13 protein-coding genes are annotated in these 11,843 nt (G+C 46.6%); 7 read left to right on the top strand and 6 right to left on the bottom strand.

Annotated elements, in window-relative coordinates; genetic code table 11:
• The first annotated feature begins 1 nt into the window (after position 1).
• Positions 2-229 carry a YheU family protein gene (locus KO501_RS08880; protein ID WP_216029296.1) on the top strand — a complete coding sequence of 76 codons (228 nt, stop codon included), beginning with the start codon at positions 2-4 and terminating at the stop codon, positions 227-229.
• 1 nt (position 230) lies between these two features.
• Here KO501_RS08880 and KO501_RS08875 read toward each other — a convergent pair whose 3' ends face one another.
• Positions 231-1,118, bottom strand: a complete 888-nt coding sequence (locus tag KO501_RS08875; RefSeq protein ID WP_216029295.1) for a LysR family transcriptional regulator — start codon at positions 1,116-1,118, stop codon at positions 231-233.
• Positions 1,119-1,270: 152 nt separating this feature from the next.
• Here KO501_RS08875 and KO501_RS08870 point away from each other — a divergent pair, with 152 nt between their 5' ends.
• The 3 genes from KO501_RS08870 (at position 1,271) to mdoH (ending at position 5,669) form a co-directional block, all read left to right on the top strand.
• Positions 1,271-1,777 carry a lactoylglutathione lyase family protein gene (locus KO501_RS08870; RefSeq protein WP_216029294.1) on the top strand — a complete coding sequence of 169 codons (507 nt, stop codon included), beginning with the start codon at positions 1,271-1,273 and terminating at the stop codon, positions 1,775-1,777.
• Between the two features lie 270 nt (positions 1,778-2,047).
• Complete coding sequence (locus KO501_RS08865; RefSeq protein WP_252728270.1) at positions 2,048-3,697, top strand: glucan biosynthesis protein G; 1,650 nt, start codon at positions 2,048-2,050, stop codon at positions 3,695-3,697.
• Positions 3,678-5,669 carry a glucans biosynthesis glucosyltransferase MdoH gene (gene mdoH, locus KO501_RS08860; protein WP_354667820.1) on the top strand — a complete coding sequence of 664 codons (1,992 nt, stop codon included), beginning with the start codon at positions 3,678-3,680 and terminating at the stop codon, positions 5,667-5,669. The genes KO501_RS08865 and mdoH overlap by 20 nt, the downstream gene beginning before the upstream one ends.
• A 66-nt stretch (positions 5,670-5,735) precedes the next feature.
• On the opposite strand, the gene KO501_RS08855 is transcribed toward mdoH, so the two are convergent.
• From KO501_RS08855 to nudE, 3 genes are read right to left on the bottom strand one after another with little or no spacing between them, the layout of a single operon-like run.
• Positions 5,736-6,308, bottom strand: coding sequence for a YceI family protein (locus tag KO501_RS08855; protein WP_216029292.1), 573 nt, complete (start codon positions 6,306-6,308; stop codon positions 5,736-5,738).
• Entirely contained in the window at positions 6,308-7,141 is an 834-nt protein-coding gene (gene cysQ, locus KO501_RS08850) for a 3'(2'),5'-bisphosphate nucleotidase CysQ (protein WP_216029291.1), read from the bottom strand. The genes KO501_RS08855 and cysQ overlap by 1 nt, the downstream gene beginning before the upstream one ends.
• Before the next feature lie 4 nt (positions 7,142-7,145).
• A complete protein-coding gene (gene nudE, locus KO501_RS08845; RefSeq protein ID WP_216029290.1) occupies positions 7,146-7,709 on the bottom strand; it encodes an ADP compounds hydrolase NudE in 564 nt (187 codons plus the stop codon).
• 71 nt (positions 7,710-7,780) lie between these two features.
• On the opposite strand from nudE, the gene yrfG reads away from it, so the two are divergent.
• The 3 genes from yrfG (at position 7,781) to KO501_RS08830 (ending at position 10,574) form a co-directional block, all read left to right on the top strand.
• Positions 7,781-8,467 (top strand): GMP/IMP nucleotidase, encoded by a 687-nt coding sequence (gene yrfG, locus KO501_RS08840; RefSeq protein WP_216029443.1) that lies wholly within the window; start codon positions 7,781-7,783, stop codon positions 8,465-8,467.
• Complete coding sequence (gene yjjX / locus KO501_RS08835; protein ID WP_216029442.1) at positions 8,467-9,015, top strand: inosine/xanthosine triphosphatase; 549 nt, start codon at positions 8,467-8,469, stop codon at positions 9,013-9,015. The genes yrfG and yjjX overlap by 1 nt, the downstream gene beginning before the upstream one ends.
• A gap of 182 nt (positions 9,016-9,197) precedes the next feature.
• Positions 9,198-10,574, top strand: coding sequence for an NAD-dependent succinate-semialdehyde dehydrogenase (locus KO501_RS08830; RefSeq protein ID WP_216029289.1), 1,377 nt, complete (start codon positions 9,198-9,200; stop codon positions 10,572-10,574).
• Between the two features lie 40 nt (positions 10,575-10,614).
• Here the strand turns inward: KO501_RS08830 and KO501_RS08825 are convergent, their stop codons facing one another.
• Entirely contained in the window at positions 10,615-11,370 is a 756-nt protein-coding gene (locus tag KO501_RS08825; protein WP_216029288.1) for a type II secretion system protein N, read from the bottom strand.
• Entirely contained in the window at positions 11,370-11,843 is a 474-nt protein-coding gene (locus tag KO501_RS08820; protein WP_216029287.1) for a type II secretion system protein M, read from the bottom strand. Before KO501_RS08820 ends, KO501_RS08825 begins: the two co-directional genes overlap by 1 nt.

Below are 11,843 nucleotides of genomic sequence, written 5' to 3'. Positions count from 1 at the left end.
TATGATCATACCCATCGACGAATTAGACAAAGACACCCTGACCAATATTGCTGAGTCTTTTGTGCTACGGGAAGGCACCGATTACGGCGCAATTGAAGCGAGTTTTGAAGATAAAGTCACTCAGGTGCTACAGTCGCTAAAAAGTGGCGATACGGTTCTTGTGTATTCTGAATTACATGACTCGGTGAATATCCAAGATAAGCAGGAATATCGTCAGGCGGACGACTAGGTTAGCTGGCCAACTCCCGCAGTTTATCAACAATCGTGTTGAATCGTTGAGGAAGTGCCCGGCGATGTTGGGATATTAAGTAAAGCGGTTCTACCACGTCCTTAGGAAATGAGGGCACATAAACCTTATTGGCAACTTTCGCACTTTCTACCGCCGAGAACGGCAGTACGGTAAATCCAAACCCTTGTTGTACCGGCAGCAATATTTGTCCTATCTGATTCACATACCCTTTTGTTTTAAGCTTATCCGGTCGTATTGAAGCAATGGCCTCATCACCACAATCGTAAAGAAATAACCCTAAGTAATGTAGAACATCTGGATGGCGTATTAACCCCAGCTCGGTTAACCGTTGGGGAGTGACAGGGGTATTTGCCATTGTCGGGGGTAACACCAAACATAAATGCTCTTTGCCTAAAGCTTGGATGGCAAAATGGGTGGCCGCCGGAGGCTGGGTGACGATACCTATGTCGGTTTGACCCGACTGTATGGCCTCTAAAATTCGACCGTGGGGCGCGGCTTCTAAGTGGATAATTAAGTCTTGGTGCATTTGCTGTAACCCTAAAAGAGCCGGGTATAAGCGGGTGGCTAGTGCACCAGAACAGGCCAATCGGCATTGGCCTGCATAAGGGCTGTCTTCACCTAGTTCGTCAAGTAAGCGCTTTTCTTCATCCTGTAATTTACAGGCGTAACGATAGAGCTTACGGCCGGCTTCGGTAAGCAGAAACTGTTTATTGTCCCGTTCTAGAAGCACATAACCACAGGCGCGTTCTAACTTTTTAATATGCTGGCTTACCCCAGGTTGGGTCATAAATTTCTTTTCTGCGGTAAGGGTAAAGTGGCCGGTTTCAACCAAGGTGCAAAATGTGTCTAACCAAACTGGATTCAGCATACTGGCCTCATAACAAAAAATTATCATTTTAAGAATAAATGATAATTTTATGTTTTGCGATGAGTTTTCTACACTCCTGATTATCGAGAAGCAAGAAAGGTGAAGGGAAATGGTTCCCTTCACCTATTTTGATCAATTAATAGGAGAGCACAATGGCTCAAGTATACCCTCGCACCTTTTCTCATATCGGTCTTTCTGTTCCAGACTTAGAGGCTGCGGTGAAATTTTACACAGAAGTTCTGGGGTGGTATTTAATTATGCAACCTACCGAAGTCACTGAAGATAATTCAGCCATCGGTGTTATGTGTACCGATGTTTTTGGGGCCGGTTGGGATAAATTTCGCATCGCCCATTTATCTACGGGTGATCGTATCGGGGTGGAGATTTTTGAATTTAAAAATCAGCAAAATCCAGAAAATAATTTTGAGTATTGGAAAACCGGTATCTTCCATTTTTGTGTGCAAGATCCTGATGTAGAAGGATTAGCAGAAAAAATTGTCGCGGCAGGTGGTAAAAAACGGATGAAAGCGCCACGATATTATTATCCCGGCGAAAAACCCTATCGTATGATTTACATGGAAGACCCTTTTGGCAATATTCTTGAAATCTACAGCCATAGTTATGAATTGCATTACGGCAGTGGGGCATACACCGGTTAACTGACGTTATCAAAAGGACTCTCATCGGTGAATGATGAGGGTCCTTTCCACATTGTTTGCTTATGTGTCTGCTAAAGGCAACACAAACCCTTATTTACCTGCCACATTGTAATTTTTCCACAAGATGTAAATCTTCCGCACATTCCCGCAATCCAGCAAAGCCCCGTCCGTCTTGCTCTTCAAAGGCTAATTTGTAATAAATTCATTATGGTTCAAGTTTTGCATTAACCCTCCTAAAGTTTAATAAAATTACATCCTTTGGGATCTTAAATGGAGCAGGAACCTATGTTGCCGCGAAATCTGTTAGCGACAAATACGGAATTTTTATTTTCAATGGGTGCAGCGTCCAGTAGGGTTTTTTCTGTCAGTCCTGCTGTTTTTCGGGCTTTTCTTTTTTGCATCTGTTTTGGCTTTAGTGCCCTCAGCCTGGCCGACGAAGTCAGCGATGCTAACCTACCTGGTGGTAAACCCATCCTAAATCGTGTTATTGAAGATGCGCGCATCAGTGCTCAACAAGATTATGTGGTTAACGATCACAACTTAGACCCAACGCTAAAAGAATTAGATTACGAAACCTATCGACAAATTCGCTTCAACCCGGATAAAGCACTATGGAAAAACAAACACGATTATGAAGTGCAGTTTTTTCATCCTGGCTTCTTGTATCAAGAGCCGGTTTCAGTGGTGACAATCGCGCCGGATAACAGTGAAAATTTACTCCCCTTTAACAGCGATAAGTTTATTTATGAAAAAAATGCGCAATCTTTAGCAGACCTGACGACCGAAGAGTCTGGTTATGCCGGTTTTCGTATTCACTACCCTCTCAAAAACAGTCAGTACAAAGACGAATTTGCCGTATTTCTTGGCGCGTCTTATTTCCGCTTAGTGGGTAAAAATCAGGTTTACGGCATTTCAGCCCGAGGACTGGCCGTTAATACCGCGATGCCAGAAGGGGAAGAATTTCCTCACTTTACCAAGTTTTGGTTAATCGAGCCCCGTGCAGGCCAACCAATAAAGATTTACGCTCGCCTAGAAAGTCCCTCTGTGTCAGGTACATATAGCTTCGTGCTGATGCCAGGTGAAGACACGACCATGGAAGTGAAAAGCTGGATTTTTGCCCGTGAAGACGTGGATAAGTTAGGGGTAGCCCCTTTCACCAGTATGTTTTTGTATGGCGAAAACACGCAAAAACGTCACGATGATTATCGCCCCGAAGTCCATGACAGCGATGGTGTGCTTATGCTGAACCAGGCCGGTGAAGTGATCTGGCGTCCGCTAACTAATCCAAGTCGTCTGCAGGTGACGTCCTTAAGTGACGTCAAGCCCCAAGGCTTTGGTATGTTGCAGCGTGATACGGATTTTGCAAACTATCTCGATGCTGAAGCTAACTACCATTTACGTCCTAGTTTATGGGTGACACCCAAAGCCGGTTTTGAAAACGGTAAGTTAGAGATTGTTGAGATTCCAACAGATTCTGAAGTACACGATAACATTGTTGCCTACTGGGTACCGGATAAGCCGTTCTTAGCCGGAGAAAGCCGCTATTACGAATACAACCTTAAGACCGTTGAAAAGCAACCCATGCGTTATGGGCTGGCAACCGTAGAACGCACCCGTCAGGGTAGAAGTTTACTGCCGGGCTTTGAGACAACCGAAGATCGGAACGTGCGTCGTTTTGTGGTGGATTTTAAGATCCCCGAAGGAATGACAATCAGACCTGACGACGTAGACCTTATTCTAGACGCCACTAATGCACAAGTAGAGCAAGCCAAAGTGCTTGATGTAGATGGAGGTAACAGCGTACGCGTCACTTTCTTAGTGATCCCAGAAGGCGACGCCGCTGTCGATATGCGTATGTTTTTGAATCAGGACGAAACCCAGATGAGTGAAATATGGAGCTATGTATATGAGCCACAGTAACCGGGGTACACCATCCGTAAAGCAATTTAGATTGGGCGTGAGAGGCCGCAGCTGGCGGTTAATGTTCATGTTTATATTGGTTTCAGTATCTACCGCGCTAGCGGGATACAGCATGTTTGAAATCTTTCGTCCTAATCGTTTTACCGAGTTGGAAATGATCCAACTCGGCTTGGCCATGGTTTTATTTGTATGGCTTACCATGTCATTTTGGACTGCGGTCATCGGCTTTTTGTTGAAGCTGTTTCATATCGACCCGCTGTCGTTACGTCGTGAAGTGCCAAAATCCGATACATCCCTGCCTATACGTCAGCGTCACGCCATTGTTATGCCGGTATACAACGAAGATACCCAGCGCATTATGGTGGGGTTTGAAGCCTGCGTGAGAGAAATCATGGCCTCGGCGTATGCCAATAAATACGATTTCTACATGCTCAGCGACACCCAAGATGAACAACTAGCTGAGGCCGAGTTGAAAGCTTGGCAGCGTTTACAAGTCCGTTTAGGGGCCAAAGCTCCTGCAACTTATTATCGTAGACGGGAAGATAACTGGGGCCGTAAAGTGGGTAATATCACTGATTTTTGCGAGCGCTGGGGCAGTCAGTACGAGTCCATGTTGGTGTTAGATGCCGATAGCGTTATGTCCAAGGCCCGGATATTAGACATGACCCGTCGCATCGAACTCAATACCGAAGCGGCCATGATTCAGACCATCCCTATGCCTGTGCGTCAGGACACGTTTTTTGGTCGCTTTGTACAGTTTGCGGCCCATTTGTATAGTCCGATGTTGGCTACCGGATTGTCTTTTTGGCAGACCGACAGTGCCAATTATTGGGGCCATAATGCCATTATTCGTGTGCAGCCGTTTATGGAGCACTGTGGTTTACCCCACTTAAAAGGACGAGCGCCCTTTGGTGGCGATATTCTCAGTCATGATTTTGTAGAAGCGGCATTGCTGCGCCGCGCGGGTTGGGAGTGTTACCTGATCACCGACACCGATGGTTCCTATGAAGAGGTTCCCGGTAATATGGTGGATTATGCTATTCGTGATCGTCGCTGGGTACAGGGAAATATTCAACACCTAGGCTTATTAGGCACAAAAGGCTTAAAGCTAACCAACCGATTGCACTTTAGTTTTGGCGCCTTTGCTTATATGTCATCGCTGTTGTTGTTTTTAATGCTCATGGCCGGCACCGCCGACGCCTTAGTGAAGGCCTTGGTAAGCCCGGTGTATTTTACATCAGCGCATCAGCTTTTCCCTGATTGGCAAATTGCCCGGGAAGGGTTAATGATTGTGACCTTATGGGGCACTATCGCCTTACTATTTATGCCTAAAATGTTGGGATTGCTATTAACCCTCATTCAGCGCCGCAAAGATTTTGGTGGGATGTTCAGATTACTGTTCGGCAGTGTGGTAGAGCTATTTATGGCTGTGCTTATCGCACCTATGATGATGTTCTACCATAGTTACTTTGTGATCAGTGTGTTCATTGGTCATCAGGTTAAATGGGAAGCCCAAGCACGCGAAGGTCGTATGGTACCGTGGAAGGTGGTTATTTCTAAAGCCTCGGTAATGACCTTGCTAGCCGCGGCTTGGGGCGGCGCGACGTTCTATTATACGCCGTCTTTATTCTTGTGGTTACTGCCGGTATTAACCGGAATGGTATTCGCAGCACCTATTATCCGCTTAACCAGTAGCGCCACATTGGGGCGTCTGTGCCGAAAAATGGGCATCTTTGTTATTCAAGAAGAGATACGTGAAGCTGACGTATTAAAAGAGGTGCGGGTGGAAATGGATAAATTCGATATGGCGGCGTTGGCTCAATTCAGTGCCGATGTGCCAGCGTTACCACCGGAATGCCCAGCCGTGATGCAAGAACAAGATCTAAAGAAGGCCCCTCTGCCTAAACGGCAGTCGGCATTGCCTAAAGCAGAAGTGCTAAAATTAAATTCTAAGGCAAAATCGGCAGCGTAAAAGCCTTTACGAGCCACAAATGAGGGAATGGCGTGACAGAAATGTCACGCCATTTTTATTGATAGCTTAATTGACTAAGGAAATGGAAAACGAGACGGGGACAGCCAAGGTGATACTTGAGAGTTTCGCAACGGTCTGTAGTGCTTTTACGCCACCGTCTAAGTTAAACGTGGCGGCATTGATGACCGTAGGGGCTGTGGTTGCCACGGTAATAGTGTGATCCGACAGTTGATTAACCACTACGTTGAACGTGGCAGGGGCGGTAACGCCATGTAATGAAATTTCGCCACTGACTGACGCGGTTTTGCTGTCGCCGGCGCTCATGGTTAACAGGTCATCTGGGATGCTTGCCGTGAAAGTGGCGTCTGGATATGTTGTTGTTTCAAACAACATTTCTTGCATGCGAGTATTGCGAATATCAATATTCGTATTCACGCTACTTAAAGGCACTTTAACCGTTAATTCGCCATCATTTGACAACACGCCAGATAAAGCATCGAAGCTATGAACTTCGGTGACTTGTGCATTTTTTGTGGTTAAAAAATTGAGACTGGAATGCTCACTATCAATGCTCCAATCTGCCGCAGCAGGCAGTGCTGCAATACAAGCGGTTAACGCTAACAACGTGCGTTTTATCATTATTTCGCTCCTTTTTCATATTGAACGATATCTTCCCACGGCACGCGCTGATCGCCGAGAACGATAAAGTCAGGGTTTTCCAGCGTTTCACGCTGATTGTAGGTAAGAGGTTGAAAATTGGCGGCCAAGATATTGCCACCGGCCTCGGTAACGATACATTGGGAAGCGCCGGTGTCCCACTCGCCGGTAATGCCTAGGCGCATAAAGACATCGGCCCGGCCTTCTGCAATAAAGCAGGATTTTAACGAACAACTGCCAAGAGGAAGTGTTTGGTAAATGCGCTTGGCTGACATCCGTGAAAATACTTTTTCTCTAGACTGACGGCGACTGATAGCAATCATCACCACGCTGTCGAGAGGATCCTCAAGCTTGCGAACATGGATTTTGCGGTGTTCATCGGGGGTTTGTTTAAACGCCCCTTTGTTCTTACTGGCATAGTACAGTGACTGTCCTGGGGGCCAGAAAATAACACCAATGACTGGCTCGTTGTTTTCGATAAGGGCAATATTAACGGCAAAGTCACCACTACGGGCAATGAACTCTTGGGTACCGTCAATGGGGTCGATAAGCCAATATTTGTCCCAGTTACGCCGCTCGTCCAAATCCGCATGTTTGTTTTCTTCCGACAAAATAGGAATGTGCGGGGTGGCTTCTGTTAGCCGCTTATTAATGATGTCGTTGGCGAGATAATCGGCACTGGTGACAGGCGAGTTGTCATCTTTGGTATAGGCGTCAAAATCGCCTTTGTCATAGATGGAAAGCACCGCTTCTCCGGCTTCGATGGCAGCACTTTTTGCCAATTCTAAAAGAGAATCTCGGGTTTCGTCGGGCATGTTTTTAGCGCTCCTTTAACCACTTTTGAGCTAAGAATAGGGCCGCAACACAGCGGGCTTCAGTGAAATCTTCGCGAGCGAGGAGTTCGTCTGCTTGACTGAGTGGCCAATTGACAACTTCCAATGGTTCAGGCTCATCACCTTCCAATGAACTTGGATAAAGATCACGGGCAACAACGATGGTCATTTGTGCATTGAAAAATGTCGGCGCCATACTGACGGTATGGATAACTTGTAAATCCTTTGAGCCGTAACCGGCTTCTTCTTGGAGTTCACGATTGGCCGCCTCGATGGGCGTTTCGCCAGGATCGATTAACCCTTTCGGAAAACCAAGCTGATAGGAGTGAGTGCCGGCGGCATATTCGCGGATCATCACCATGGTGGCATCATCAAGCATGGGGACAATCATCACGGCGCCCCGATTGCCTCCCGCCATTCTTTCAAACTGACGTTCAGCACCGTTTGAAAATTTAAGATCCAACTGCTCGACCTTAAATAAACGGCTGCGAGCAACAATTTCCCGATGCTTGATAAGGGGAAGTGATTTGGCGGAATCAATTTTACTCATTTTTATCCGTTAGAACTTTCGTTATCATGGCTACCAATGACTTAAGCTTAATGTATTTGAAGGAAAATCGCTTGCCATTTCTACCTTGGAGTGAAATAGACACGGTTCTGCTTGATATGGACGGAACCTTATTAGATTTACACTTCGATAATCACTTTTGGATCGAACATTTACCGAAAAAAATCGCTGAACGTAGCGGTAAGTCGGTAGATGAATGTAAAGCGACCATGCTTGCCCATTATCAACAGGTGTTCGGGCAGATACAATGGTATTGCCTCGATTATTGGGCCGACCAACTGAACATGGATATTATGGCGGCGAAACGGGAGGTGGAACACCTCATTTGTATGCGTCCCGACACTCTTCCCTTTTTAGACGCGCTACATGACAGTGGTCGACAAGTGGTGCTTGTTACCAATGCCCACCCTGGTAGCTTGTCGTTAAAAGTAGAGCATACCCAGCTAGATACTCATATTGATGAGTTAATTTCTACCCATGAGTTTGGCGTTACCAAAGAATCTCAGCAATTATGGAAACAACTACAACAGCGGTTGAATTTCAATCCTGCCCGCACTTTATTTGTTGATGATAGCGTACCTATATTGCACGCCGCAAAACGATTCGGTATTGGGCATTTACTTGCGGTGAATAACCCTGACAGTAAGCAGCCATTGCGCAATATTGACGAGTTCCCAGCGATCAGTGATTACCGCACTATTGTAGATGTGGTACGAGAAAATCCAGTAAAAGGCAAATGATGACAACGTGTATTGTGGGGTCGAAAAACCCGGTGAAGTTAAACGCAGCGAAAGCAGCATTGAGCCAGTCGTTAGCTTTACCTGAATTAACGGTGACAGGCGTTAATGTGCCTAGTGGTGTGCCAGATCAGCCAATGGATAGTGCACAGACGCGCCAGGGAGCCATTAACCGAGTGAACGAAGCGATTGCCAGAAGCGATGAGCATGGGCGTGAGAATCACTGGTTTGTCGCCATTGAAGGTGGCGTGGATAACTTTATCGATGGCCCCGCGACCTTTGCTTATGTGGCGATTTGTCATCAGCAGCAATGGTCGGTGGGACGCAGTGCCAATTTGCCGCTACCAGCATCGGTGTACCATGCACTACAGCAAGGTGAAGAGCTTGGCACCGTTATGGACAGGCTCTTTAATACGCACAATATTAAACAGAAAGGCGGGGCCATTGGATTACTCACCAATCACCTCGCTACACGGCAAAGCGTTTATGAAATTGCCTTGTTGCTGGCCATGGCAAAATTTAATCATCCCTCGCTATATTACCCGCAATAATGCCTACCATGAAAAAATGGGTGACCACCGTGAATAGAACGCAGGGTGGTGTTGAAACGTCGAACTATCGAATCGGTGTGAAATTTTTAACTATATGAAAAATAGATAAAAAATGGTTTTTACTTACTTGGCGTTATAGTTGCAACTTCTGTTTCACATAGTGAAAAACAGGAGTTTATCCAATGTCAGATAAAATAGTCACCATTAATCCGGTCACAGAACAGCCCATCGCCGAGTATGGCTTACTTTCTGAGGCCGATGCTAACAAAGCCGTAGATAACGCCCACCAAGCATTTTTATCGTGGAAAAAAACGTCCTTTAGCGAACGGGCTGAGTGTCTACATAAGTTGGCAGATCTTATCACCGAACGGAGTGATGAAATTACCGCCCTTATGGTAAAAGAAATGGGAAAAGTTGCCGAGCAAGGCAAGCAAGAAGTAGAGCTTTGCGCCAATATTTGTCGCTACTCCGCAGACAATGGCGAGGCTTTGCTGGAAGATGAAAATAGGGTTTATGACGGTGGTAGCGCCATTATTACCTACCAGCCAATTGGGGTGATTTTAGGGATCCAGCCTTGGAACTTTCCGCTTTATCAGGTGATCCGCTACAGTGCGGCCAATATTATGGCCGGAAACACAACGGTGCTAAAACATGCTAAAAACGTGTTTGGCATGGCGCAAATGATTCAAACCTTATACGAAGACGCCGGTTTCCCCCAGTACGTGTACCAGTCGTTGTTAGCTGACGGTAAGACCGCTAGCGCTTTAATCAAGCACGACAAGGTGCGCGGCGTGACCTTCACCGGTAGCGACAATGTGGGTAAATCCGTGGCCGAAACCGCGGCGGGTTTAGCCAAGAAAACCGTGCTGGAATTAGGTAGTAACGATGCCTTTGTGGTGCTTTCAGACGCCGATATTGATACGGCAGTAGAAGCTTGTGTGCAGGGGCGCATCATCAATAATGGTGAAACCTGTGTGGCTGCAAAACGCTTTATTATTGTGGATGCTGTGTATGACGACTTTAAGCAGAAGTTTGTGGCCGCATTCAAAGCATTGACCATGGGAGATCCTGCAGCGAAGGGCACTGACTTAGGGCCAATGGCCCGTGAAGATTTACGGGATAAGCTACACGAGCAAGTGCAAACCTCAGTGGAAAATGGCGCCAAGCTGGTAATGGGCGGCGAAGTTCCTCAGCAAACCGGGTGGTTTTATCCGGTGACCATTTTAGAAGAGATTACGCCGGGTATGCCAGCCTATGATGATGAATTATTTGGTCCGGTGGCGTCTTTTATCCGTGCCCAAGATGATGCCCAAGCGATGAAGATCGCCAACGACTCTCGCTACGGGTTAGGTGGCGGTATCTTTACCACAGACAAAGAAAAGGCCATCCGTTTGGCGCGGGAAGAATTTGATACCGGTATGGTAAACATCAATGGTTACTCACTGGCCCAGCCTAATTTGCCATTTGGTGGCGTTAAAGACAGTGGGTACGGCAGAGAACATGGCGGCTTTGGCATGAAGGAGTTTGTGAATGAAAAAGCAATTTTCATTGCCGAGTAAATCAATAAGCTAGAAAAAAGGGCGCTTCAGCGCCCTTTTTTTACAGGGAAAAGGAAATATAGCCATCAGCATCTGGCGCACCAAAAATGGCCGCTGCTTGATGCACTTCTTCTGGTAAATCCGCCTCTGGTTTGAACTTACCTTGAACTGAAAATCCATTAAAGTTTGCCGCTAACACCGCCTGAAGGGTTAACCCTAGCTTGTTAGGCTCGGTGACGGTTATACCGATATCTTTTCCTTCACAGCTTAACTGTGCCGAATAATTACCAAAATCGATGGGACCACGTGTACCTGCTACGGTGGCATTTAACCAGTCGCCGTGTCCCGCCATGCTTTGGCATTCTGGGCCAAAAGAAAAATCGTCTAAGCGCACGCGAAAACGGCCACCGGCATCCACCGGTAGGGGCAACTGTATGTGCGCTAGAATTCTATCCACAGGAAGAAATAAAAGCACATCGTCAGCATTAACTTGTTCCGGTGAAAAGGCACTTACATTTACCGCCCCTTTAAAGGAGACTTCGTTGGCATCACGTAAATTGCCACCTTTTACGTCAGCGCTGAGTTGGCCGATTAAAAGGGGGAAGCCTGCAATATCCCATGCCACATCAGTGACAGGAATGCCGTCGATGACGACAGCTTGGGCTTTTCCATGCCAGACTGTGCCGCTAACCCCATAGATGTTCACGTTTTTAGGCAGCATCTGAGGGTTAATCACCTGACTGGCGGGCATATAAAGGACAACAAAAAACAAAAACACCACGACGGCGGCGAAGGTCCATAAAATCTTAGCTTTCATTATTTACCTAACTGAAGTCGACGAATTTTGATCATCCCGGGATCATCTCCCTCGGCAAAATCGGCCTGAATAATACGGATCCCCATCGCTTCCATCGCTTGTAGCCAATCAAGAACAAGGTTAAAAGGTGCTTCATCAACCGTTACTTGTAGCTCATCGTCTTGGGGCTGCATACGTGCAATCGCAATATTAAAGCGTTCTGCGGCATTATTGACCCCTTGGGCTAACGAGCCGTTAAATGGGGTTTTACCGCTACTGCGGCGTAGTTGTTGTGCGCGATTACTTTGCTCGTTTACCCATGTCAGCAGCGCTTGCTGGGATTCCAATCGTGCGGTTTGTTGAGCAACGCCTACGGTAAGTGGCTGCCAAATTACCCAATAAAAAAGGGCAATGATAATCACCACACCTGAAATGAGTGTTAGGCGCTGTTCACGTTCGCTGAGTTCTTTGTATTTTTCGATTATTTTCTTCAT

The sequence above is a fragment of the Alteromonas sp. C1M14 genome, assembly GCF_018860965.1.
GTDB lineage: Bacteria > Pseudomonadota > Gammaproteobacteria > Enterobacterales > Alteromonadaceae > Alteromonas.
Note: the sequence above shows the minus strand (reverse complement) of the source record. Positions and strands in the feature narration are given on the sequence as shown.

Coding starts and splice junctions, on each gene's coding strand:
- nudE (WP_216029290.1), bottom strand. CDS start 7,709: ATGAGTAAAATTGATTCCGCCAAATCACTTCCCCTTATCAAGCATCGG.
- KO501_RS08820 (WP_216029287.1), bottom strand. CDS start 11,843: ATGAAGAAAATAATCGAAAAATACAAAGAACTCAGCGAACGTGAACAG.
- KO501_RS08875 (WP_216029295.1), bottom strand. CDS start 1,118: ATGCTGAATCCAGTTTGGTTAGACACATTTTGCACCTTGGTTGAAACC.
- KO501_RS08855 (WP_216029292.1), bottom strand. CDS start 6,308: ATGATAAAACGCACGTTGTTAGCGTTAACCGCTTGTATTGCAGCACTG.
- KO501_RS08865 (WP_252728270.1), top strand. CDS start 2,048: ATGGAGCAGGAACCTATGTTGCCGCGAAATCTGTTAGCGACAAATACG.
- yjjX (WP_216029442.1), top strand. CDS start 8,467: ATGACAACGTGTATTGTGGGGTCGAAAAACCCGGTGAAGTTAAACGCA.
- mdoH (WP_354667820.1), top strand. CDS start 3,678: ATGTATATGAGCCACAGTAACCGGGGTACACCATCCGTAAAGCAATTT.
- KO501_RS08830 (WP_216029289.1), top strand. CDS start 9,198: ATGTCAGATAAAATAGTCACCATTAATCCGGTCACAGAACAGCCCATC.
- KO501_RS08880 (WP_216029296.1), top strand. CDS start 2: ATGATCATACCCATCGACGAATTAGACAAAGACACCCTGACCAATATT.
- KO501_RS08825 (WP_216029288.1), bottom strand. CDS start 11,370: ATGAAAGCTAAGATTTTATGGACCTTCGCCGCCGTCGTGGTGTTTTTG.
- KO501_RS08870 (WP_216029294.1), top strand. CDS start 1,271: ATGGCTCAAGTATACCCTCGCACCTTTTCTCATATCGGTCTTTCTGTT.
- cysQ (WP_216029291.1), bottom strand. CDS start 7,141: ATGCCCGACGAAACCCGAGATTCTCTTTTAGAATTGGCAAAAAGTGCT.